This is a genomic window from Ancylobacter sonchi (assembly GCF_018390695.1).
GTDB lineage: Bacteria > Pseudomonadota > Alphaproteobacteria > Rhizobiales > Xanthobacteraceae > Ancylobacter > Ancylobacter sonchi.
The window spans coordinates 404,415-425,780 of the sequence record NZ_JAHBGF010000016.1; the positions used below are offsets into that span (position 1 = coordinate 404,415).

Below are 21,366 nucleotides of genomic sequence, written 5' to 3' on the forward strand. Positions count from 1 at the left end.
TCGGTAGCTAAGGCATAAGATGCCGCCGGTACAGTGCCACGAAGGAAGGGTCGTCATGCCGCAGCAAGCCGAAGGCGCCGGAAGCACGGGCTTCGACGTCGTCATCGCCGGCGGCGGTCTCGCCGGCCTGTCGCTGGCGCTCGCCCTCCGGCACGGGCTTGGGGACGGGGCGCGGCTGGCGGTGGCCGACCCGGCCTTCGCCGCGCCTTCGCCGCGCAGTACCGATCTGCGCGCCTCCGCCTTCGCCGCCGGCGCCCGCCGCCTGCTGGAGACGGTCGGCGTGTGGGAGCGCGTCGCCGCCGAGGCGCAGCCCATGCTGGCGATGGAGATCACCGACAGCCGACTCGGCGATGCCGCCCGGCCGGTATTCCTGCATTTCGACGGCGAGGTGGAGCCGGGCGAGCCCTTCGCCCATATGGTGCCGAACGCGGCACTGCAGGACGTGCTGGCCGAGGTGGCCCGCGCCGCCGGGATCGTGCGGCTGCCGGCCCCGGTCGTGGCCTATTCCGCGCAGGCCTCCGGCGTCTCGGTGACGCTGAAGGACGGCAGCGCCGCCACCGCCGCGCTGCTTGCCGCCTGCGATGGCGGCCAGTCGCGGCTGCGCAGCCTTGCCGGCATCACCACCATCGGCTGGTCGTATCGGCAGTCCGCCATCGTGATGACGGTCGGCCATGAGCGGCCGCATGAGGGCAAGGCGGTGGAGCATTTCCTGCCCGCCGGCCCATTCGCCCGGCTGCCGCTCACCGGCAACCGCTCCTCCATCGTCTGGACCGAGGAGAGCGGCGCTGCCGAGCGGCTGCTCGCCTTGCCGCGCGTGCTGCTGCTCGACGAGCTGGAGCAGCGATTCGGCCTCGAACTCGGCGCGCTGGAGATCCTCGACACTCCGAAGGCGTTCCCGCTCGGCTTCCAGATCGCGCGGCGCTTCGTCGCCGACCGGCTCGCTCTGGTCGGCGATGCCGCCCACACCGTCCATCCGATCGCCGGGCAGGGCATCAATCTCGGCCTGCGCGACGTCGCGGCGCTGGCGGAGGCAGTCACCGATGCCGCCCGGCTCGGGCTCGACATTGGCGGGCCGGACCTGCTGGAGCGCTACCAGCGCTGGCGGCGCTTCGACACCGTGTCGATGGGGGTGGCGACGGACGGGCTCAACCGGCTGTTCGGCCAGCGCTCGGACGTGCTGCGGCTGATGCGCGACATCGGCATGGGCGTGGTCGACCGCCTGCCGGGGCTGAAGGGGCATCTCATCCGCGGTGCCGCCGGGCTTGGCGGTCAGCCGCCGCGGCTGCTGCGCGGCGAGGCGCTGTGACGCGCCGGTGCGCAGGCCTCAGCGCCGGGCGGCTTCTTCCTCGGTCAGCTGGCGCGCCTCGTCGGCGAGCATGATCGGGATGCCGTCGCGGATCGGGTAGGCGAGGCGCGCCGCGCGCGAGACCAGTTCATGCGCCTGCCGGTCATAGTCGAGCGGCCCCTTGGTCACCGGACAGACCAGGATCTCCAGCAGCTTGGCGTCGAGCTCATATCCGGTGCGGTGGGCGGCGGTCTCGGTCATGTGTCGATTCCGTGACAGTGTGGAAGCCAGCGCCCGCTTATAGCCGACGCGGCGCGCCGTTATAGGGGGCGATCCTGACAATCGCGCGTCAGCATGCCAGAAGAATGTGACCGCCCCGTGCGCCGCCGGGCCGGTCCGCCCACGATCCGCCTTTCCAGCCTCAGGACCCTTCCCGCGCCGATGGATACCGCCTCCCTCGCCCTCGCCGATGAGCCGCGCCTGCCCGGGGAGACCGTGCAGCAATGGGTGTTCCGCCGGTTGCGGCGATCCGTGATGAGCGGTCGCTTCCCGCCCGGCCAGGCGGTGACCATACGCGGCCTCGCCGAGGCGCTGGGGGTCTCGGCCATGCCGGTGCGCGAGGCGCTGCGGCGTCTCGTCGCCGAGCGGGCACTGGTGCTGCTCGACAATCGCCGCGTCCGGGTGCCGGAGATGACGGCGGAGCGCTTCGACGAACTCTTCGCCGCCCGCACGCTATTGGAGAGCGAGGCGGCCGCCCGCGCCTTGCCCGGCGCCGACGCGGCGTTCTGCGAGCGCCTCGCCGCGCTCGACAGCGTGTCGGATGCGGCGTGGCGGCTGGGCGACATCGAGGCGATGATCGAGAGCAATCTCGCCTTCCACACCGCGCTCTACAGCACCCGCCCCGATTCGGTGCTGATGCCGCTGATCGAATCGGTGTGGCTGCAGATCGGCCCGTTCATGCGTCTCGCGCTGACCGATCTCGAGGAGCATTACCGGGTCGATCGCCACCGGGAGGCGCTGGCGGCGCTGGCTGCCGGCGACGAAGAGGCGCTGCGCAGGGCGATCGAGGCCGATATCCGTGACGGTATCGGCCATCTGCGCGCCCAGCTCGGCTGACGCGGGTTACTCCGCCGCCTTCAGCGTCCGGCCGCCGCGCCGCTCGGCCCGCTGGCGCGCGGCGGCGCCGAAGGCGGCGAACACCGCGCTCGACAGCTTGTCGTCCCAGAAGCGCCATTCCGGGTGCCACTGGATGGCCAGCGTGAAGCCGGGCGCGTCGGTCACCCGGAACGCCTCGACGAGCTCGTCCTCGGCGCGCGCTTCCACCGTCAGGCCCGGCCCCAGCCGATTGACGCCCTGGCCGTGCAGCGAGTTCACCCGCCAGCGCGACGCGCCGGCGAGGCCTTCGAGCAGCCCGCCCGGCTCCAGCACCACATCGTGCACCGGGGCGTACTGGCCGGCGATGTCGAGGCTGGAATCCTCGCGATGGTCGAAATGGCCGGGCTGCTCATAGACCTTCTGGAACAGCGAACCGCCCAGCGCGACGTTCATCTCCTGGAAGCCGCGGCACACGCCGAACAGCGGCACGCCGCGCTCGATGGCGCCGCGGATCAGCGGGATCGACAGGTCGTCGCGGTGCGGGTCGGAGGGCAGCGGCGGATTGTAGGGTGCGTCGCCATAGAGATGCGGCGCCACATTGGAGGGGCTGCCCGGCAGGAAGATGCCGTCGACCAGTTCGAAGATCTCGTCGAGCACCAGCCGTTCCGGCTTCATCGACGCATCGACCGCCGAGACGGTGCCCGGCAGCAGCACCGGCAGCGCCTGGGCGCCGTTCGCCACCGCATAGATGTATTTCTCGGTCACGCCATGCACGACGTGCCCGCCGGAAGCCTTCACGTCGCAGATGACGCCGATGACAGGACGCATTGTGATCACTTTCACGGTTGGTTGCCCAGATGTGGGATCGCCGCCCCCATCCTGTCAACGGCTCTTTCGATCGAGAGCCGGCGCCGGCGGCGCTTCAGGGTGTCCAGCCGGGCAGGGCGACGGCCTGCCGGATCCAGTCCGCCAGCTGCACCTCGTCGCGCGGGTCATCCTCACGGATGTCGATCCAGCGCACCTGTCCGCTGCGCGGCGTGCCGCCCCGTGGCACCGGCGTGAGCGACAGGCCGTCGAAGAAGCTGACCTTCACGTAGCGGGTGAAGACGTGGAACGACAGGAACCAGCCGCGCCCCTCGACGCCGTAGAAGGGCGAGTTCCACCGCACGGCCTTGCGCACCCCCGGCACCGCCTCGACGATCAGCGCGTCGAGCCGCCGGCCGAGAGCCTGCGTCCAGCCCGGCATGGCGGCGATATAGGCCTGAACCGGCGCGTCGCCGTCGCCCTTGGCGATCTGCGGGTTGCCGCCCGAAAGCAGGGCGACGGGCTTCGACGACTTTCGATCCGTCATGTCGTGCCGCTCCTTCCGCTGCGTCGCATCGACAGACTAGGCAATTCGGTCGGCGACGCCTAGAACCGGCGAGCCCCGCGAAGGATCCGCCATGCCCGCCCTCACGCCCGACGACCTGTTCGCCCGCCTCGCCGAGCTCGGCATCGAAACGACCACTGTCGAGCACCCGCCGGTGTTCACGGTGGCGGAATCGCAGGCGGTGATCGAGGCGCTGCCCGGCGGGCACACCAAGAACCTGTTCCTCAAGGACAAGAAGGGCAACCTTTTCCTCGTCGTCGTCGGGCAGGACGTACCGGTCGATCTCAAGAGCCTGCATGGCCCGCTCGGCGCCGCCAGCCGGCTGTCCTTCGGCAGCGCCGAGCTCCTGGACGAGGTGCTGGGGGTGAAGCCCGGCTCGGTGACCGCCTTCGCGCCGGTGAACGACGGGGCCGGCCGGGTGCGGGTGATCGTCGATGCCGAATTGATGGATCACGCGCAGATCAACTGCCATCCGCTGGTCAACACTGCGACCACCGCCATCGCCCGCGATGATCTCATCCGCTTCCTGCGCGCCACCGGCCATGAGCCGCTGATCCTCGCGGTGCCGCGCCGCACGGAGGCGCCTGTCGGCGTCGACGCGGCGGCCGTCGGAGCCGATGCGGCGCCCGGCGGCGCCTGAGCGGTTGCAATCGCCGCCCGACCGACCATTTTAGTCACCGACCGAGTACCGATCGCTTCGAGGACGTCACATGCTGCTCAATCAGTCCGCCGCACCGGCCGCCAACGGCGCTGAGGCCGGTGACGGTGTCATCATCGACACCACCACCCGCAGCTTCATGAAGGACGTGGTGGAGGAATCGCAGCGCCGCCCGGTGCTGGTCGACTTCTGGGCGCCCTGGTGCGGCCCCTGCAAGCAGCTCACCCCGGTAATCGAGAAGGTGGTACGCGCCGCCAAGGGCAAGGTGCGTCTCGCCAAGATGAACACCGACGAGCATCCCACCGTCGCCCAGCAGCTCGGCATCCAGTCGCTGCCCACCGTCTACGCCTTCGTCAACGGCCAGCCGGTCGACGGCTTCATGGGCGCGCAGCCGGAATCGCAGGTGCAGGCGCTGGTCGACCGTCTGGTCGCCGCCGGCGGCGGCGGGCCGGACCTCGCCGAGATCCTCGCCAGCGCCGATGCCGCCCTCGCCGAGGGCGACGCCGCCGGCGCCACCGAGCTCTACGCCCATGTGCTGGCCGAGGAGCCGGGCAATGTGAAGGCGCTCGCCGGTATCGCTCGCGCCCATCTCGCCACCGGCGACCTCGAGCAGGCCAAGGCGACCCTCGCTCTGGTGCCCGAGGCCGGCGCCGGCGATCCGGCGGTGGCCGCGGTGCGCGCCGCCATCGATCTGGAGGAGGCCGCGGCCGCCCTCGGCGACGTGCGCGAGCTGGAGGCGAAGGTCGCGGCCAATGCCGCCGACCATCAGGCCCGCTTCGACCTCGCTCTGGCGCTCAATGCCCGCGGCAAGCGCGAGGAGGCGGTCGACGAACTGCTGACCATCGTGCGCAAGGACCGCAACTGGAACGAGGACGGCGCCCGCAAGCAGCTGGTACAGTTCTTCGAGGCGTGGGGGCCGACCGACGAGATGACGGTGCTTGGCCGTCGCCGGCTGTCCTCCATCCTGTTCTCCTGACGGCCCGCCCGGCGAGGGCCGCGTCCGTCTTTTCGCGTGACTGACGGCCGGCCGGCGGGGTCGGCCTTTTCGGAGGGCTGATGGCGATCAATCGCCCCTATGGCGGGCCGGCGGAGCTTCCTGCCGCGGTGCCGCTGTTTCCATTGGACGGCGCGCTGCTGCTGCCGCGTTGCCAGCTGCCGCTGAACATCTTCGAGCCGCGCTACCTCGCCATGGTGGACGATGCTCTGAAGGGCGAGCGGGTGATCGGCATCATCCAGCCGGTGCCGGCGCTGGTCACCACCGCCAATCCGGCGCTGCAGGGGGTCGGCTGCCTCGGCCGCATCACCGAATTCGCCGAGAGCGGTGACGGTCGCTATCTCATCACCCTCACCGGTATCACCCGCTTCCGCCTCGGCGGCGAGATCGCGGCGACCACGCCCTACCGGCAGGCGGGGCTGGACTTTTCCGGCTTCGAGGACGACTTCACGCCGAATATCGGCGCCGAGGCGGTGGATCGCAGCCGTCTCCTGAAGACGCTCGCCGCCTATCTCGACGCCAACCGCCTGGAAGCCGACTGGGAAAGCATCAAGGACGCGCCGAACGAGGCGCTGGTCAACGCGCTCGCCATGATGTCGCCGTTCGGCGGGCGGGAGAAGCAGGCGCTGCTGGAGGCCGTCACCCTGGCCGACCGGGCGGAGATGCTGATCGCGGTGACCGAAATGGCGCTGGCCCGTGGCGGCGACGGCGACACCGAGGCGCCGCTGCAATAGCGGTTCGAGGTATCGCGATGACAAAGGGCCGGATCGATGATCCGGCCCTTTTCATTTCATGGCTGCATTGCGCCTGAGGTTCACTCCGCCGCCATCGGCGGGTGCGGCATGGTGTGCAGAGTCGCGGCCGGCGCGGTCGAGGAGGCCGCCGGCGCCTCAGGCTCGTCGCGCGGGCCGACGAAGCGGCCCAACAACCGGGCCAGCCAGCGCCCGAGATCGTCCATCAGGGTGAACACCGCCGGCACGAACACCAGCGACAGCAGTGTCGAGGCCAGAAGCCCGCCGATCACCGCGATCGCCATCGGCGCGCGGAAGTCCGAGCCCTCGCCGAGGCCCATGGCGGAAGGCACCATGCCGGCCGCCATGGCGATGGTGGTCATGACGATCGGCTGCGCGCGCTTGCGCCCGGCCTCGATCAGCGCCGTGGTGCGGTCATGTCCCGCCTTCACCGAGTCGATGGCGAAATCGACCAGCAGGATGGCGTTCTTGGTCACGATGCCCATCAGCATCAGGAAGCCGATCACCACCGGCAGCGTCATCGCGTTGTTGGTGATCAGCAGCGCCACGAAGGCGCCGCCCACCGACAGCGGCAGGGCCACGAGAATCGTGATGGGCTGCAGGAGGTTGGCGAACAGCAGCACCAGCACCGCCAGCACCATCATCACGCCGGCGCCCATGGCGGTGGCGAAGCCGCCGAACACCTCGGCCATGATCTCGGCGTCGCCGGCCTCCTTCAGCGTCACCCCGGCCGGCAGGTTCTTCGCGCCCGGCAGCGCATAGACCTCGGCCAGCGCCTCGCCGAGCTGGGTGCCGGTGGTGAGGTCGGCCTCGATGGCGACGCGCCGCGCCCGGTCGTAGCGGTCGAGGCTGGTCGGGCCGGTGGCGAAGGAGATGTCGGCCACCGCGTCGAGAGGTACCGCGGCGCCGGCGGCGGTGCGCACCTTCAGGGTGCGGAAGGTCGCGAGGTCAGCGCGGGCATTCTGGTCGAGCTGCACGCGGATCGGCACCTGCCGGTCGCCGGCGGAGAATTTGGCGAGGTTCTGCGAGATGTCGCCGATGGTGGCGATGCGTACCGTCTGGGCGATGTCGGCGACGGAGACGCCGAGCTGCGCGGCTTCCGACAGCCGCGGCATCATCCGGAGTTCCGGCCGCTCCAGCGCCGCCGAGGTCACCACATTGGTGAGGCCCCTCACATCGGCGCGGATCTCGCGCTCCAGCTTCAGCGCCGCCTGCTCCACCGCCGCCCCGTCCGAGCCGGAGAGGATGACGGTGAATTCGCGCCCGCCGGGGCCGGCGCCGCCGGAAGCGCCGAAATTGAAGCGCAGATCGGGGATGGCGGCGATCTCCCGCTGCATCCGCGCCTCGAACTGCTTCTGGGTGTCCTGGCGTTCGGCGCGCGGCTTGAGGTTGATGATCATCGTCGCCTTGCGGACCTCGCCGGCGGCGCTGACCGGACCCACCGCCACGCCGCCGCCGCCGGTGGCGAACACGCTCGCCACTTCCGGCTGGTTCTCGAACAGGGTGGTGACCTCGTTCACCACCCGGCGGGTCGAATCCAGCGTCGAGCCGGGCGGCAATTCCAGCGCCAGCACCGAGCGCGAGACGTCGGCATTGGGGATGAAGCCGGAGGGCAGCAGCGTCGACAGCCACATCGAGCCGATAAACAGGAGGATGCCGGCCGCCACGGTGACGAAGCGGTGGCGCACGCTGGCGCGCAGCAGCCGGATGTAGCCGCGCATCAGCGCGCTGTCAGGCTTCTCGCGATGGCCGTGCTCGCGCAGGAAATAGGCGGCGAGCATCGGGGTGAGCAGCCGCGCCACCAGCAGCGAGAACAGCACCGCCACGGCGACGGTGATGCCGAACTGGCGGAAATACTGGCCGGCAATGCCACCCATGAAGCTCACCGGCGCGAACACCGCGACGATGGTCAGCGTCGTCGCCACCACGGCGAGACCGATCTCGTCGGCGGCGTCGATGGCGGCGCGATAGGCCGATTTGCCCATGCGCATATGGCGCACGATGTTCTCGATCTCGACGATGGCGTCGTCGACCAGGATGCCGGTCACCAGCGTCACTGCCAGCAGGCTCACGCCGTTGAGCGAGAAGCCGAGCATGTCCATCACCCAGAAGGTGGGCAGGATGGAGAGCGGGATGGCGGTGGCCGAGATGATGGTGGCCCGCCAGTCGCGCAGGAACAGCAGCACCACGATGATGGCGAGCACCGCGCCCTCGATCAGCGTGTGCATCGCCGAGGTGTAGTCGGCCTCGGTGTAGCGCACCATGGAATCGATCAGCGTGATCCGCGCTTCCGGATGCGCCGTCTCCAGCTGTCGCAGCGTCTCCTCGACCCGGTTGGCGACGTCGACATCCGAATAGCCCTTGGCGCGGTAGATGCCGAAGGCGACCACCGGCTTGCCGTCGAGCTGGGCGAAGATGCGCGGCTCGGCGGCGCCGTCGGTGACGGTGGCGAGGTCGGCCAGCCGCACCTGCCGCGCCGAGGAGGTGGCGGTGGCCGGCAGCGAGATGCGGGTCTCGGCGAGGTCGGCGACGGTCAGCGCCCCGCCCAGCGTGCGCACCGATTGTTCCTGGGTGCCGATCTCGCCGCGGCCGCCGGCGAGATCGACATTGGTGGCGACCAGCTGGCGGTTGACGTCGGCGGCGGTGACGCCGAGCGCGGCCAGCTTGTCGGGGTTCATCGAGATGCGGATCTCGCGGTCGACGCCGCCCTCGCGCTTCACCTGCGCAACGCCGCGCACGCCCTGCAGCGCGCGGATCACCGTGTCGTCGACGAACCAGGAGAGTTCGTCCGGCGTCATCTGCGGCGCCGAGGCGGCATAGGTGACGATCGCCATGCCCTCGACGTCGACGCGCTGGATCAGCGGCTCCTCGATGTCCTGCGGCAGCTCGGAACGTATGCCGGTGACCGCGTCGCGCACGTCGTTCACCGCGCGGTCGACCTGCGTCTCCAGCTGGAACTCCACCGTGGTCACCGAGGCGCCCTCGGTGATGGAGGAGGTGATGTGCTTCACTCCTTGGGTGCCGGCGATCGCGGTCTCGATGCGCTTGGTCACCTGGGTTTCCAGCTCGCTCGGCGCGGCGCCGGGCTGGGTGACGGTGACGGTGACGATCGGCACGTCGATGTTCGGCATGCGCGTTACCGGCAGCCGGTCGAAGGTGTAGAGGCCGAGCGCGGTCAGCACCACGAACAGCACGATGGAGGGGATCGGCGAGCGGATCGACCAGGCGGAGATGTTGAGCGCCATCACACGCCGCCCTTGACGTCGGCGACCGGCACCGGGCTCACCCGGTCGCCGTCGCGCAGGAAGCCGCCGGCGCGGGCGACCACGTTCTCGCCGTTGGTCATGCCCTCGGTGATCTCGACGAAGCCGTCGCCCATCAGCCCGGTCTTCACCGCGCGGTGGTGCACCGTGTCGCCGTCCACGACCAGCACGAAGGCGCCGTCCTTGTCGAACTGCACTGCCGAGAGCGGCAAGGCAAGGCCGGTGTGGCGGGCAAGCTCGATGTCGCCGCGCGCATAGGCGCCGGGGCGCATGCGCGGGTCGTCCGGCAGGGCGACGGCGACGCGCGCGAGGCGGGTGGCGGGATCGACCTTGGCGCCGACCAGGCGCACCGTGGCGACCAGCGGGGCGGTGAAGCCGGCCGGGGTCACCGCGACCGGCATGCCCGGCTTCATGCGCGGCAGCGCCGATTCCGGCACCTCGGCATTGAGGTCGATGGCACCGTCCTTGACGATGCGGAACAGCGGCTCGCTATTGGCCGACAGCACGATGGCGCCGAGGCGCGCGCCGCGCGAGGAGACGATGCCGGCCTCCGGCGCCTTGATCTCGGTGCGGCCGAGCCGGACCTCCAATTCGTCGCGATTGGCCTTGATCTGCGCGGCGTCCGCCTCGGCGGCGGTCACCATTTGTCGTGCGGCGGCCACCTGGGCGGTGGCGACCCGCACCGCGCGCTCGCGCTGGTCGAGCACTTCCTGCGAAGTGGCGCCGGTCTTGATCAGAGTACGGGCGCGCTCCACCGCGGCTTCCGCCTCGATGCGCTGGGCATCGGCCTGCTCCAGCGAGGCCTTCTGCTGGGCGATGGCGGCCTGCGCCTTCGCCGCATTGGCGGTGTTCTGCGCCAGCAGCGCCACCAGCGTGTCGCGCGACAGCCGGGCGAGCACCGCGCCTTTGGCGACGCGGTCGCCTTCCTCGACCAGGATCTCGGTGATCCGGTAGCCGTCGATCTCCGGCCCGACCATGATCTCCTCGCGGGCGGCGAGGGTGCCGGTCACCGGCAGGCGCTCCACCACCTCGCGCGGCGTCGCCGGCACCACGCTCACCGTGACGCCGCGGGCGGCCTTGGGCTCGGGGGCAGTGGTGGCCTGCGCCGGATCGGTTACGCCGAGCCGGAGGCCGAAGGGAACGCGGTCGCGCAGCGCATAGCCGCCGACCCCCACCACGAGGACGGTCATGGCGAGGGCGAGGGTCACCCGGCCGCGCAGGGTGGAAGGAGCGATCTTCATGTCGGGTCGACCATGGCGGGTTTGGCGGGGGCGAGCATGCGGGCGATGAGATCGCCGAAGCCGGGCATCATGGCGGCGAGCGGCAGCTCCGGCTGCAGCCGCCGGCGCAGCAGCAGCCCGTCGCCGATGGCGTCGATCAGCGTCATGGCGATGTCGGGATCGATGTCGGGGTCGATCTCGCCGCGCTGCTGTCCGGCGATGAGGGCGTCGCGGATGGCGTTGCCCATCTCCTCGTCGGCTTCGTCGAACTTGGCCTTGAGCTTGGGGTTGCGCGCGGCCTCGGCGGCGATTTCCGGGCCGAGATCGGCGCACACCATCGGCATCTCGCCGGAGAACAGCGCCTGGCCCATGGCGGTGAGGCCCGCGGCGAAGCTCGGCGCGGCGTGCATCATGTCGAGCATCTGCATGCGGGCGCTGCGCTCTTCCTCGACGATGGCGAGGATGATGGCATCCTTGGACGGGAAATAGCGATAGAGCCCGCCCGGGCTCATTCCCGCCTCGGCGCAGATTTCCTGCATCGAGGTGGCGTGGAAGCCGGAGCGGGTGAAGCAGGCGGCGGCGGCGTCGAGCACCCGCCGGCGCGGATCGGCCTTGCGGCGGCGGGCCGGCGTCGCGACGCCCGCCTCGGCGCCGGCCGGCGGCACGGAGGCGGGATCGGCGAGCGCATCGGTACTGCGGGCGGTCTCGGACACGGCGGCCATGCGGTGATCCATCTGAGGAGGCCCCCGCGAGAGGGTCCATCCGAATGCGAACGAACGTTCGTTCTCATTATCGCGACGTGAGTTGACAATCAAGAACGAACGTTCGTTCGCAAAAATAACCTTGCGTCAAACGGTGGCGGAAATTCGGCGGCCGCTCGGTGTTTCCGGCCGACGCAGCGTCGCGAGCCCGCCGGCGCGGATCCGTGCCGGCCGTCGGCTAGGGCTGCTTTTCCACTACCGGCGCCAAGGCGGCGACCACCTTCTCGTAGACGGCACGCTTGAAGGGGATGATCAGTTCCGGGGTGTTGCCGAGTTTCTCCCAGCGCCATTCGGCGAATTCCGGCTTGTGCTTGCCGCCGCCGGGATGTCGCACGTCGATCTCGCCGTCCTTGCCGGTGAAGCGCAGCGCGATCCATTTCTGCATCTGGCCGCGATAGCGCCCCTTCCAGGCTTCGCGGGCGATCGGCTCGGGCAGGTCGTAAGGCAGCCAGTCCGGAACCTCGGCCAGCGGCTCCACCGAGCGGACATTGGTCTCCTCGTAGAGTTCGCGCAGCGCCGCGTCCTCCGGGCTCTCGCCCTCGTCGATACCGCCCTGCGGCATCTGCCAGGAATGGGTGGCGTCGACATGCTCGGCGCCGCCGACGCGGCGGCCGACGAAGACCAGCCCGTCGCGGTTGACGAGCACGACGCCGACGCAGGGGCGGTAGGGAAGCTGTTCGAACGGGATCATCGCAAAGGCCGGTACATGCGCGGACACCTCGCCGCCCATCCATCATAGGCGCTGGCGGTGACGGAACGTAGGGCCGGATGGATTTATGCTTACCGGGCGTCGGCGGCCGGCTTCCGGGAAACCGGCGCGGGCCGGCTTCTGGAAGGCCGGTGTCCGCTGCCGACAATGTCCGCGCGAACGCCGGCCTCTGCCGGCATTGACAGCGGCCGGCCAGCTGCTTTCCCTAGCTGGCGGAACAGACACGAGCCGGGGTTGCGGTGGGTTTCAACGTCGGCTTCACGGAGGGCGTCTTCGCCGATCCGTCCCGCCCGGACTGGTCGGGCGACGGCCCGCGTCCGTTGCGCTGGTCGGCCTGGTATCCGAGCGACGAGCCGGGGGCGGAAGCTGAGGCATCGTCCGCCACCTTCCGTCCACGGTCCTTGCGCCGCAACGCCCGTCCGAGCGGAGATGCCGGCCGGTTGCCGCTGGTGCTGCTCTCGCATGGCACCGGCGGCACGGTCGCCGGCCTTGGCTGGCTGGCGCACCGGCTGGCGGCGGACGGCTTTCTCGTCGCCGGCGTCGATCATCACGGCAACACCGCCCGCGAGCCGTACCGGGCGGAAGGTTTCCTATGCTGGTGGGAACGCGCCGGCGATCTCGCGCGGCTCGCCGACCATCTGCTCGCCGATCCGCGCTTCGCCGGCCGCATCGATCCCGACCGCTTCCACGCCGCCGGTTTCTCGCTGGGCGGCCACACCGCGCTGGCACTGCTCGGCGCGGTCAGCGAGATGTCCCGCTTCCTCGACTGGTCGGCCGGCCAGTCCTTCGGACGCGGTCCGCGTGAATTTCCCGATCTCGCCGACCGCATCGCGCCGCTGCTGGCGGAGAGCCCGGTGTTCCGCGCCTCGTGGGAGCGGCAGTCGCTGCCCTGTCGCGATCCGCGCATCCGCTCGGCGTTGCTGATGGCGCCGGCGCCGACCGTGCGGGCCCTCACCCCGGAAAGCCTTGCCGCCATCAGCGCCCCGGTGGTGCTCACCGTCGGCGGTGCCGACCGCGAGGCGCCGGGCGAGGCCGGCGCGATATGGTTGCGGGACCGGCTTTCCGCGAGCCGGCTGATACCGCTCGGCGCCGAGGTCGGGCACTATGTGTTTCTCGACGAATGCACGCCGGCCGCCTGTCGCGACGCTCCGGAAATCTGCATCGATGCACCCGGCGTCCATCGTGCGGCAGTTCATGCCGAGGTCACGGCGCTGGCACTCGACCTGTTCGGGGCAAGCATCGGCTGATGGGTCTTGTCGGCGGTTCGGCAAGCTCCGACGGGTGCACGCTCCGACGGGTGACCGTCGCCCGCGCGCTATCGCTCGCTAGCGCGCCACCGTCGTGGCGTCGCCCGGCGGCAGCACTTCCACCACTTCGCGCAGGCCGGTCGCGGCATCCATCAGGGTGAAGGCGCCGGGACCCGGCCCGTTATCGGTCTGCGAGCCCGGCCGCAGCATCGGCGCATCGGCGGCCACCGGCGCGGTCCCCGCCTCGAAGCTGCCGCCCAGCAGCGGCCCGTCGGCGCGCGCCACCCCGGGGGTGTCGCCCCGCAGGATCAGCCAGGCCGAGGCGACGGCGACGATGGCCAGCCCCGCCAGGCCAAAGATCGCCACCGCGGCGCGATTGAGCTCGCTGTCGCGGCCGATATCGCGGCCGAGCGGCTGCTCGCCCTCGGCAATGGTCTTCGGGAAGGCCGGCATGGCCGCCGGCGGCTGGCGAAGCAATGTCATGCGACGCTTGTCGAACCGGACCAAGGCAGCATCGGGGCAGGGCGGGGGGTGAAAGACGGAAAAAACGCTGAAAATTGCGATGTTTCGCCGCTGTTGCCGGAATGCCGCGTCCCCCCCGCGCGTCGTCGCGGCACGCACCCGGCCGCCGGCATCGACGGACAGGGATGCGGCACCCGGCGGCGTCGCCGTCGTCCGCGCCCGTGCCCGCCTGTCGAAGAGGGGCGCGCAAACGAAGAACCCCGCCTCGCGGCGGGGTTCGGGTCGGGTCGAGATGGTCGGCCGGGCCGGATCAGTTCGGCACGGCGGCCTTGGGATCGGCCGGATAGGCGGCGTTCTTCTGCAGGCCCTTCATCAGGTCGATCGCCAGCTTCAGCTGGGTGTCGTCCTTCGGATCCGGCGGCACATAGGCCGGCGAGCCGGTCTTCTCGTCGTCGCCGTTCTTCAGGTGGCCCTTCAGCGAGGCCTCGCCGCGGGTGGTCTCCACCCCGGCCGCCTCGGCCTTTTCCTTCACTTCCTGCGGCACGTCCTGCACCAGCTCGATGTCCGGCGAAATGCCCTTGGCCTGGATCGAGCGGCCCGACGGCGTGTAGTAGCGCGCCGTGGTCAGCTTGATCGCCGCATTGCCGGAGACCGGGATCACCGTCTGCACCGAGCCCTTGCCGAAGGACAGCGAGCCGAGGATGGTGGCGCGCTTGTGGTCCTGCAGCGCGCCGGCGACGATCTCCGAGGCCGAGGCCGAGCCGCCGTTCACCAGCACGATCACCGGCTTGCCCTTGGCAAGGTCGCCCGGCCGCGCGTTGCGGCGCTCGATCTCGTCGGGGTTGCGGCCGCGGGTGGAGACGATCTCGCCGCGGTCGAGGAAGGTATCGGAGACCTCGATCGCCTGGTCGAGCAGGCCGCCCGGATTGTTGCGCAGGTCGATGATGTAGCCCTTGAGCTTGTCCTCGCCGATCTGCTTGGCGAGGTCGTCCATCGACTTCTTCAGCCCCTCGGCGGTGTTCTCGCTGAAGGAGGTGATGCGGATATAGGCGATGTCGTCCTGTTCGACGCGGGCGCGCACCGACTTGATGTTGATGATGTCGCGCACCAGGGTCAGCTCGAGCGGCTTGTCCTGGCCCTTGCGGATCACCGTCAGCTTGATCGGGGTGGCGACGGCGCCGCGCATTTTCTCGACCGCCTGGCTGAGCGTCATGCCCTTGACGTCTTCGTCGTCCAGCTTGGCGATCAGGTCGCCGGCCTGGACACCCGCCTTGGCGGCCGGGGTGTCGTCGATCGGGGCGACCACCTTCACGAGGCCGTCCTCCATCGTCACCTCGATGCCGAGCCCGCCGAACTGGCCGCGGGTCTGCACCTGCATGTCGCGGAAGTCCTTGGCGTCCATGTAGGTGGAGTGCGGGTCGAGCGAGGCGAGCATGCCGTTGATCGCCGCCTCGACCAGCTTGGCGTCGTCCGGCTTCTCGACATAGTCGGCGCGCACGCGCTCGAACACGTCGCCGAACAGGTTGAGCTGGCGGTAGGTGTCCGAGGCCGCCGCCATCGCCGTGGCCGGCTCGAGCAGCAGGCGCGGCTGCGAAACGCCAACGGCGACGATAGCGCCGATCGCCGCGCCCATCAGAAATACAGACGTCCTACGCATCATCCGCGTGCCTTCTCGCTCTCGCTCGTCACCCACCAGGGGGTCGGGTCAATCGAAATTCCGTCCTTGCGGAATTCGACATAGAGAATGGGTTGGGCGGTTCCAAGGCCGACCGAAGAAACCAGCTGAGGGCCGTCGCCCATCACCCCGACCGGTTCTCCGGACAATACGAACTGTCCCAACTCGACCGTTATCTTATCCATCCCGGCCATTAGGATATGGTATCCGCCGCCGGCGTTGATGATCAATAGTTGTCCGTAAGAGCGGAACGGTCCCGCATAGACCACCCAGCCGTCGCTCGGCGCCGCCACCTGCGCCTGCCGGCGGGTGCCGAAGGACATGCCCTTCTCGGCGCCGCCATAGCCGTCCTCGGCGCCGAAATTCTTCAATATGCCGCCGCTTACCGGCAGCGGAAGCAGGCCGCGCGCCTCGGCGAAGGCGACGCCCGGCGTCATGCGGCCGGGGTTGCGCAGTGCGGCGAGCCGCTCGCTCGGCGATTGATTCGTCTTGCTTGTCAGAGCCTTGGCGGCATCGGCCGCCTTGCGGGCGGCGGCGATTTCGGTTTCCATGCGCTTTAGCAGGTCGCGCACATTGCTCGCCTCGGCGGCGAAGGCGGCGGCGCGCTCGCGCTCGGCGGCCAGCGCCGTCTCGCCCTGCTCCAGCGAGCGCTGGCGCTCCTCGATCAGGGCGGCGGTGCGGCGGCGCTGCTCGCCCAGCGTCGCTTTCAATTCTGCGAGAGCGTCGCGCTCGGCGGCCACGTCCTTGCGTACCCGCTCCTGCGCGGCGAGCTCGCTGGCGAGCAGTTCGGTCTCGGCCTTGAGCTCGGGCAGCACCGCGCCGAGCAGCATCGCCGAGCGCACCGATTGCAGCGCGTCGTCCGGGCGCACCAGCAGCGCCGGCGGCGGGTGGTTGCCGAGCCGGGCGAGGCCGCCGAGCACCTCGGCCATCTCGTCGCGGCGTGAATCGAGCGATTCGCGGATATCCGCCTCCTCGCGCTCCAGTGCGACGAGGCGCTGCTCACTGGCGTCGAGCTTGTCCTCGACGTCGCGCACCTTGGTGGCGGTATCGATCAGCGCGGCATTCAGCTTGGCGCGGTCGCCCTTCAGCGTCTCGATATCGCCGGCGAGCCGCGCCTGCTCGGCGGCGCTGCCCTTCATGTCGGTCTCGAGCTGCTCCATGCGCTGCTTCTGCGCCTGGCTCCGCGCGGCGGAATCGGAGGCCGGCGCCGGGCGCGGCGGGTTCTGGCCGACCGTCGGGCCGGGCGACGCGGCATTCGGATCGGTGCCGGGATTCGAGCCGGTGACCTGGCTTCCCGTCGCCTGACTTCCCGTCGCCTGACTTCCCGTCGTCTGGCTTGCAGCCGGGGTCGAGTCCTGGGCAGGCGCCTGCCCTGTCCCGGCCGGCGCCTCCGTGCCCGGCGCCTCCATTGCGTCGGGCGTCGTCGGCGTGTCGAGGGTTTCCTGCGGTTCGGTGAGCCGCTGCTGCCCCTGCTCGCCTTCTCGGCCGTGCACCGCTTCGGCGAGCGTGCCGGCGGCGAGCGCGAGCGCCAGCATCGCCGCCACGGAACGGCGGGCGCGCAGGCGCGAGGGACGGGCAGGGATGTGTCGAGGCATTGGATCAGCAGAGCGGCAAGCTGGTTAACGCGCGCTTAACCGGGGGCGACGGCGTCCCCGCAATCCCCGATCATCCCTTGTGATAGGGATGGCCGGCGAGAATGGTGGTCGCTCGGTAGAGCTGTTCCGCCAGCATCACACGAACCAGCTGATGCGGGAAGGTGGCACGGCCGAAGGCGATCAGCTTCTCGGCACGGGCGCGCACCGGCGGGCTCAGCCCGTCCGCCCCGCCGATCACCAGCGCCAGCGCGCGGGTGCCGCGATCGCGCCGCGCGGCCATGTCGTCGGCGATTTCCTCGGAGGAGATCTGCGTGCCGCGCGGGTCGAGGGCGATGATGCCGGCGCCCTCGGGCAGGGCGGCGAGGAGGGCGGCGCCTTCCTCCGCCATGCGGTCGTCCGGCCGGCGCGCCGAGCTTTCGCCCAGCTCGACGATGTCGGGACCGGAAAGCCCGAGTGCCCGCGCGCCCTTCGCGGTCCGGTCGATGTAGCGGGCACACAGTTCCCGCTCGGGCCCGGCCTTGAGGCGGCCCACCGCGACGATCAGAAGGCGCACCCGCCGGAGCCTCGTATTGTCAGCCGCGCGACGGCTTGGCTGCGTCCGGGCGTCCGCCCGACCACATCTTCTCGATGCTGTAGAACGCCCGCACTTCCGGCTGGAAGATGTGGACGATCACGTCGCTCGCATCGATCAGCACCCAGTCGCAGGCCGGCTGGCCTTCGACGCGGACGCCCTTCACGCCGAATTCCTTGAGGGCCTCGACGAGGTGATCGGCGAGCGCGCCGACGTGACGCTGCGAACGGCCGGACGCCACCACCATGTGGTCGGCGATGGTGGTCTTGCCGCGCAGGTCGATGGATGTGACGTCCTCCGCCTTGTCGTCGTCGAGACGGGCGAGAACGAGGGCCAGGATCTCGTCGGCGTCATAACGCGCTTCGGAGACCGGGGCAGCTGCCGGGCTAGTGGGGGCGGCTGCGGAAAGCGCCATACTGGACAGGGGTCCGAATCCTCTCATAAGGCATATGAGGTGGAGGTTTTCCCCACCGTCAATGCTCCCTTAAGATATCGTGGAATGCCCCTGCTTTTCAAGCTTTGTCGGCGTTTCCGCCATGTTGCGTCGCACGCGGCGCAACTTCCCGCTCCGATCTGCGACCCATGCGGGGCAATATGGCGCCCCGGCCGGTGTCGCGAGGGACGCAACTTCGGGTCCTCGCCCGGGCCGTGCGCAATGCAACTCTGGGTCTCCAGCGCCGCCGCCGGCGGCACGGCGTCAGACCTCGTCGCGGGCCGCCCGCGAGCGCAGCGCGGTGGAGGAGAGCGGCGATTTCAGCCCGTGCAGGAACATCCAGGCCGGCGCCGTCGCGTCGGCCAGCTGCGGGGCCAGCCGCTCGTCGAGCCGCCAGCGCGCCAGCGCCTGCGCCGCCGGGGCGGCGGTGGCGTTGAGGCTCAGCCCGGCGCGGTCGATCACCGCGATCGGCAGGAGGTCGGCGATGTCGCGCCAGCGCTGCCAGCGGTGGAAGCTGGCGAGGTTGTCGGCCCCCATCAGCCAGACGAAGCGCACGCCGGGGCGACGGCGGATCAGCTCGGCCACGGTGTCGCGGCTGTAGCGGGTGCCGAGCCCGGCTTCCAGCCCGGTCGGCACCAGCGCCGGATGGTCGGCGACCTGCCGCGCCAGCGCCAGCCGCGTGGCGAGCGGCGGCAGGTGGCCATTGTCCTTCAGCGGGTTGCCGGGCGTCACCAGCCACCACACCCGGTCGAGCCGCAGCTTCTTCAGCGCCAGCAGGCTGGCGGCGCGGTGCGCGGCATGCGGCGGGTTGAACGAGCCGCCATAGAGGCCGATCCGCATGCCCGGCGCCGACGGCGGGATGCGCAGATCGGCCGGCCGAACGTCCAGTGTCACGGCCGGATCTGGCCGGTGCCGCGCACCCGGTATTTGAACGAGGTCAGCTGCTCGGCGCCGACCGGCCCGCGCGCGTGCATCCGCCCGGTGGCGATGCCGATCTCGCCGCCGAAGCCGAACTCGCCGCCATCGGCGAACTGGGTCGAGGCATTGTGCACCACGATGGCGGAATCGACCTCGGCGAGGAAGCGCTCCGCCGCCGCCGCGTCCTCGGTGAGGATGGCGTCAGTGTGGTGCGAGCCGTGCGTCTCGATATGGTCGATGGCGGCGTCGAGCCCGTCCACCACCTTGGCCGAGATCACCGCGTCGAGATATTCGGTGTCCCAGTCCGCCTCGCTGGCCGGCTTCACCCGCGCATCGGCCGCCTGCGCCGCTTCGTCGCCGCGCACTTCGCAGCCGGCATTGATGAGCATCGATACCAGCGGCGCCAGCATCTCGCCGGCGACGGCGCGGTCGACCAGCAGCGTCTCGGCGGCGCCGCACACGCTGGTGCGCCGCAGCTTGGCGTTCTTCACGATGGTCAGCGCCTTGCCGAGATCGGCGGCCCTGTCGACGAAGATGTGCACGATGCCTTCCAGATGCGCGAATACCGGCACCCGCGCCTCGTCCTGCACGCGGGCGACCAGGCTCTTGCCGCCGCGCGGCACGATGACGTCGATATTGCCGTCGAGCCCGGACAGCATCGCGCCCACCGCCGCGCGGTCGCGCGTCGGCACCAGCTGGATGGCGTCGGCGGGAAGCCCCGCCGAGACAAGGCCCTTCACCATTGCCGCATGGATGGCACGGCTGGACTGGAAGCTGTCGGAGCCGCCGCGCAGGATCACCGCATTGCCGGCCTTCAGGCACAGGCTGCCGGCATCGGCGGTGACGTTGGGCCGGCTCTCATAGATGACGCCGACCACGCCGAGCGGGGTGCGCACGCGCTCGAGACGCAGCCCGTTCGGCCGCTCCCAGCTCTCGGTCACCTTGCCGACGGGATCGGGCAACTCGGCGATCTCGGCGACGCCGGCGGCGGTCGCCTCCAGCCGCGCCGGGGTCAGGGTCAGCCGGTCGATCATCGATTCCGACAGGCCGGCGGCGCGGGCGCGCGCCACGTCTTCCTCATTGGCGGCGAGGATGAGCGCGGCATCGGCGCGGATCGCCGCCGCCGCCGCCTTCAGCGCCGCTTCCTTCACCGGCGCCGGGGCGAGGGCGAGCTTGCGGGCGCTGGCGCGGGCGCGCGCTCCCAGCTCGCGCATCAGCGCGCGGACATCGGTTTCGGCTTCGGTGACGGCGCGCAGCTGGCCGGCGGACATGGCACTCACTCGTGATCGACGGGTTGGCGGAACGAAACAGGGCGGCCCTTCTATCACATTCCATTGCCGCTGCGCCAAAAACCCGTGCGGCGCATGTCGGCGAACGGAGCGTTTCGCTAGTCCTCAGCTTAACCCTGTGGCTGGAATCCGCGCCGCGAGGCTTGCCATTTGCGCCCCGACGTCCGATTTCGTTACCAGCCATCCGTCGCCGCCTCGCGCCGCCATCCCGGGAGACACGAGCATTATTCTGCGTGCCTACGATATCGCCTGGGATGCGTTCTGGCGCTTCGTCGAGGACGATGGCTGGGCGATCGCCAGCCACATCGCGCTCTCGGCGCTGATGTCGCTGTTCCCGTTCCTGATCTTCGTCACCGCTCTGGCCGCCTTCTTCGATTTCCAGGACCTCGCCAAGGAGACGGTGCAGCTGATGCTGGAGGCGTGGCCGGCGCAGGTCGCCGCGCCGATCGGGCGGGAAATCTCCTCGGTGCTCACCCATGTGCGCACGGACGCGCTGACCGTCGGCGTGGTGCTCGCCATCTACTTCTCCTCCAACGGCATCGAGAGCCTGCGCATCGGCCTCAACCGCGCCTATGGGGTGAAGGAGATGCGCTCCTGGTACTGGCTGCGGCTGGAATCCATCGGCTATGTGCTGGTCGGCGCCGCCGGCCTGCTCGCTCTGTCCTTCCTGGTGGTGCTCGGCCCGGTGCTGTGGCTCGGCGCGGTGCGCTTCCTGCCGGCGCTGGAGCCGTTCAGCGGGGTCATCACCTTCCTGCGCTACGCCGCCACCTCGGTGATCCTGATCGTGGCGCTGGTGGTGGCGCATATGTGGCTGCCGGCCGGGCGCCGGCGGCTGTCGGACGTGGCGCCGGGCATCCTCGTCACGCTCGGGCTGTGGCTGGGCGCCGGCGCCGCCTTCGGGCGCTACCTCGCCGCCTTCGCCGGCAATTACGTCACCACCTATGCCGGCCTCGCCTCGGTGATGATCGCGCTGGTCTTTCTCTACACCACCGCCTCGATCTTCGTGTATGGCGGCGAACTCAACGCCGCCATCCGCCGCGCCCGCGAGGAAGCCTACTAGCCCGGCCGTC

At 70.4% G+C, this 21,366-nt stretch carries 21 protein-coding genes; 7 read left to right on the plus strand and 14 right to left on the minus strand.

The features are described 5' to 3' along the window. Positions 1–55 precede the first annotated feature (55 nt). Entirely contained in the window at positions 56–1,306 is a 1,251-nt protein-coding gene (locus tag KHC28_RS09230; protein WP_214008026.1) for a ubiquinone biosynthesis hydroxylase, read from the plus strand. Between the two features lie 18 nt (positions 1,307–1,324). On the opposite strand, the gene KHC28_RS09235 is transcribed toward KHC28_RS09230, so the two are convergent. Continuing rightward, the gene (locus KHC28_RS09235) at positions 1,325–1,546 is read right to left on the minus strand and encodes a Trm112 family protein (protein WP_214008027.1); all 222 of its coding nucleotides are present in this window, start codon (positions 1,544–1,546) and stop codon (positions 1,325–1,327) included. A 180-nt stretch (positions 1,547–1,726) separates the two neighbouring features. Here KHC28_RS09235 and KHC28_RS09240 point away from each other — a divergent pair, with 180 nt between their 5' ends. After that, entirely contained in the window at positions 1,727–2,401 is a 675-nt protein-coding gene (locus tag KHC28_RS09240; RefSeq protein WP_214008028.1) for a GntR family transcriptional regulator, read from the plus strand. Positions 2,402–2,407: 6 nt separating this feature from the next. Here KHC28_RS09240 and KHC28_RS09245 read toward each other — a convergent pair whose 3' ends face one another. Both KHC28_RS09245 and KHC28_RS09250 read right to left on the minus strand, forming a co-directional pair. After that, on the minus strand, positions 2,408–3,223 hold the full coding sequence (locus KHC28_RS09245) for a gamma-glutamyl-gamma-aminobutyrate hydrolase family protein (protein ID WP_312893145.1): 816 nt from the start codon (positions 3,221–3,223) through the stop codon (positions 2,408–2,410). A gap of 79 nt (positions 3,224–3,302) precedes the next feature. Further along, positions 3,303–3,731, minus strand: a complete 429-nt coding sequence (locus KHC28_RS09250; RefSeq protein ID WP_214008029.1) for a DUF1801 domain-containing protein — start codon at positions 3,729–3,731, stop codon at positions 3,303–3,305. Positions 3,732–3,822: 91 nt separating this feature from the next. On the opposite strand from KHC28_RS09250, the gene KHC28_RS09255 reads away from it, so the two are divergent. The 3 genes from KHC28_RS09255 to KHC28_RS09265 all read left to right on the plus strand — a co-directional run bounded on the left by KHC28_RS09255 (position 3,823) and on the right by KHC28_RS09265 (position 6,135). After that, positions 3,823–4,389, plus strand: coding sequence for a prolyl-tRNA synthetase associated domain-containing protein (locus tag KHC28_RS09255; RefSeq protein ID WP_214008030.1), 567 nt, complete (start codon positions 3,823–3,825; stop codon positions 4,387–4,389). Between the two features lie 70 nt (positions 4,390–4,459). Then, complete coding sequence (trxA, locus tag KHC28_RS09260) at positions 4,460–5,383, plus strand: thioredoxin (protein WP_214008031.1); 924 nt, start codon at positions 4,460–4,462, stop codon at positions 5,381–5,383. Positions 5,384–5,463: 80 nt separating this feature from the next. Beyond that, on the plus strand, positions 5,464–6,135 hold the full coding sequence (locus tag KHC28_RS09265; RefSeq protein ID WP_214008032.1) for an LON peptidase substrate-binding domain-containing protein: 672 nt from the start codon (positions 5,464–5,466) through the stop codon (positions 6,133–6,135). Positions 6,136–6,215: 80 nt separating this feature from the next. On the opposite strand, the gene KHC28_RS09270 is transcribed toward KHC28_RS09265, so the two are convergent. From KHC28_RS09270 to KHC28_RS09285, 4 genes are all read right to left on the minus strand, one after another. Then, complete coding sequence (locus tag KHC28_RS09270; RefSeq protein WP_214008033.1) at positions 6,216–9,398, minus strand: efflux RND transporter permease subunit; 3,183 nt, start codon at positions 9,396–9,398, stop codon at positions 6,216–6,218. Then, complete coding sequence (locus KHC28_RS09275) at positions 9,398–10,657, minus strand: efflux RND transporter periplasmic adaptor subunit (protein WP_214008034.1); 1,260 nt, start codon at positions 10,655–10,657, stop codon at positions 9,398–9,400. Before KHC28_RS09275 ends, KHC28_RS09270 begins: the two co-directional genes overlap by 1 nt. Further along, positions 10,654–11,358 carry a TetR/AcrR family transcriptional regulator gene (locus KHC28_RS09280; RefSeq protein WP_246564532.1) on the minus strand — a complete coding sequence of 235 codons (705 nt, stop codon included), beginning with the start codon at positions 11,356–11,358 and terminating at the stop codon, positions 10,654–10,656. Before KHC28_RS09280 ends, KHC28_RS09275 begins: the two co-directional genes overlap by 4 nt. A 217-nt stretch (positions 11,359–11,575) precedes the next feature. Further along, positions 11,576–12,088 (minus strand): RNA pyrophosphohydrolase, encoded by a 513-nt coding sequence (locus KHC28_RS09285; RefSeq protein ID WP_214008194.1) that lies wholly within the window; start codon positions 12,086–12,088, stop codon positions 11,576–11,578. A 257-nt stretch (positions 12,089–12,345) separates the two neighbouring features. On the opposite strand from KHC28_RS09285, the gene KHC28_RS09290 reads away from it, so the two are divergent. Beyond that, complete coding sequence (locus tag KHC28_RS09290; protein WP_214008036.1) at positions 12,346–13,353, plus strand: alpha/beta hydrolase family protein; 1,008 nt, start codon at positions 12,346–12,348, stop codon at positions 13,351–13,353. 78 nt (positions 13,354–13,431) lie between these two features. Here the strand turns inward: KHC28_RS09290 and KHC28_RS09295 are convergent, their stop codons facing one another. The 7 genes from KHC28_RS09295 to KHC28_RS09325 form a co-directional block, all read right to left on the minus strand. Then, positions 13,432–13,836, minus strand: a complete 405-nt coding sequence (locus KHC28_RS09295) for a hypothetical protein (RefSeq protein ID WP_214008037.1) — start codon at positions 13,834–13,836, stop codon at positions 13,432–13,434. Positions 13,837–14,125: 289 nt separating this feature from the next. Continuing rightward, positions 14,126–15,475, minus strand: a complete 1,350-nt coding sequence (locus KHC28_RS09300; RefSeq protein WP_214008038.1) for a S41 family peptidase — start codon at positions 15,473–15,475, stop codon at positions 14,126–14,128. Continuing rightward, positions 15,472–17,085, minus strand: a complete 1,614-nt coding sequence (locus tag KHC28_RS09305; protein ID WP_246564534.1) for a murein hydrolase activator EnvC family protein — start codon at positions 17,083–17,085, stop codon at positions 15,472–15,474. Before KHC28_RS09305 ends, KHC28_RS09300 begins: the two co-directional genes overlap by 4 nt. A 70-nt stretch (positions 17,086–17,155) precedes the next feature. Then, on the minus strand, positions 17,156–17,638 hold the full coding sequence (gene rlmH, locus KHC28_RS09310; protein WP_214008039.1) for a 23S rRNA (pseudouridine(1915)-N(3))-methyltransferase RlmH: 483 nt from the start codon (positions 17,636–17,638) through the stop codon (positions 17,156–17,158). A 19-nt stretch (positions 17,639–17,657) separates the two neighbouring features. After that, positions 17,658–18,071 (minus strand): ribosome silencing factor, encoded by a 414-nt coding sequence (gene rsfS, locus KHC28_RS09315; RefSeq protein ID WP_214008040.1) that lies wholly within the window; start codon positions 18,069–18,071, stop codon positions 17,658–17,660. 282 nt (positions 18,072–18,353) lie between these two features. After that, positions 18,354–18,983, minus strand: a complete 630-nt coding sequence (locus tag KHC28_RS09320; RefSeq protein ID WP_312893146.1) for a nicotinate-nucleotide adenylyltransferase — start codon at positions 18,981–18,983, stop codon at positions 18,354–18,356. Next, positions 18,980–20,278 (minus strand): glutamate-5-semialdehyde dehydrogenase, encoded by a 1,299-nt coding sequence (locus KHC28_RS09325; protein WP_214008041.1) that lies wholly within the window; start codon positions 20,276–20,278, stop codon positions 18,980–18,982. Before KHC28_RS09325 ends, KHC28_RS09320 begins: the two co-directional genes overlap by 4 nt. Before the next feature lie 244 nt (positions 20,279–20,522). On the opposite strand from KHC28_RS09325, the gene KHC28_RS09330 reads away from it, so the two are divergent. Further along, positions 20,523–21,356, plus strand: coding sequence for a YihY/virulence factor BrkB family protein (locus tag KHC28_RS09330; RefSeq protein WP_214008197.1), 834 nt, complete (start codon positions 20,523–20,525; stop codon positions 21,354–21,356). Positions 21,357–21,366 lie beyond the last annotated feature (10 nt).

Bases quoted from the DNA above. Each gene is read 5' to 3' on its own strand.
- KHC28_RS09285 (WP_214008194.1), bottom strand. From the start codon at position 12,088: ATGATCCCGTTCGAACAGCTTCCCTACCGCCCCTGCGTCGGCGTCGTG.
- KHC28_RS09250 (WP_214008029.1), bottom strand. From the start codon at position 3,731: ATGACGGATCGAAAGTCGTCGAAGCCCGTCGCCCTGCTTTCGGGCGGC.
- KHC28_RS09230 (WP_214008026.1), top strand. From the start codon at position 56: ATGCCGCAGCAAGCCGAAGGCGCCGGAAGCACGGGCTTCGACGTCGTC.
- trxA (WP_214008031.1), top strand. From the start codon at position 4,460: ATGCTGCTCAATCAGTCCGCCGCACCGGCCGCCAACGGCGCTGAGGCC.
- KHC28_RS09280 (WP_246564532.1), bottom strand. From the start codon at position 11,358: ATGGCCGCCGTGTCCGAGACCGCCCGCAGTACCGATGCGCTCGCCGAT.
- KHC28_RS09265 (WP_214008032.1), top strand. From the start codon at position 5,464: ATGGCGATCAATCGCCCCTATGGCGGGCCGGCGGAGCTTCCTGCCGCG.
- KHC28_RS09255 (WP_214008030.1), top strand. From the start codon at position 3,823: ATGCCCGCCCTCACGCCCGACGACCTGTTCGCCCGCCTCGCCGAGCTC.
- KHC28_RS09240 (WP_214008028.1), top strand. From the start codon at position 1,727: ATGGATACCGCCTCCCTCGCCCTCGCCGATGAGCCGCGCCTGCCCGGG.
- KHC28_RS09235 (WP_214008027.1), bottom strand. From the start codon at position 1,546: ATGACCGAGACCGCCGCCCACCGCACCGGATATGAGCTCGACGCCAAG.
- KHC28_RS09275 (WP_214008034.1), bottom strand. From the start codon at position 10,657: ATGAAGATCGCTCCTTCCACCCTGCGCGGCCGGGTGACCCTCGCCCTC.
- KHC28_RS09300 (WP_214008038.1), bottom strand. From the start codon at position 15,475: ATGATGCGTAGGACGTCTGTATTTCTGATGGGCGCGGCGATCGGCGCT.
- KHC28_RS09270 (WP_214008033.1), bottom strand. From the start codon at position 9,398: ATGGCGCTCAACATCTCCGCCTGGTCGATCCGCTCGCCGATCCCCTCC.
- KHC28_RS09325 (WP_214008041.1), bottom strand. From the start codon at position 20,278: ATGTCCGCCGGCCAGCTGCGCGCCGTCACCGAAGCCGAAACCGATGTC.
- KHC28_RS09295 (WP_214008037.1), bottom strand. From the start codon at position 13,836: ATGACATTGCTTCGCCAGCCGCCGGCGGCCATGCCGGCCTTCCCGAAG.
- rsfS (WP_214008040.1), bottom strand. From the start codon at position 18,071: ATGGCGCTTTCCGCAGCCGCCCCCACTAGCCCGGCAGCTGCCCCGGTC.
- KHC28_RS09305 (WP_246564534.1), bottom strand. From the start codon at position 17,085: ATGCCTCGACACATCCCTGCCCGTCCCTCGCGCCTGCGCGCCCGCCGT.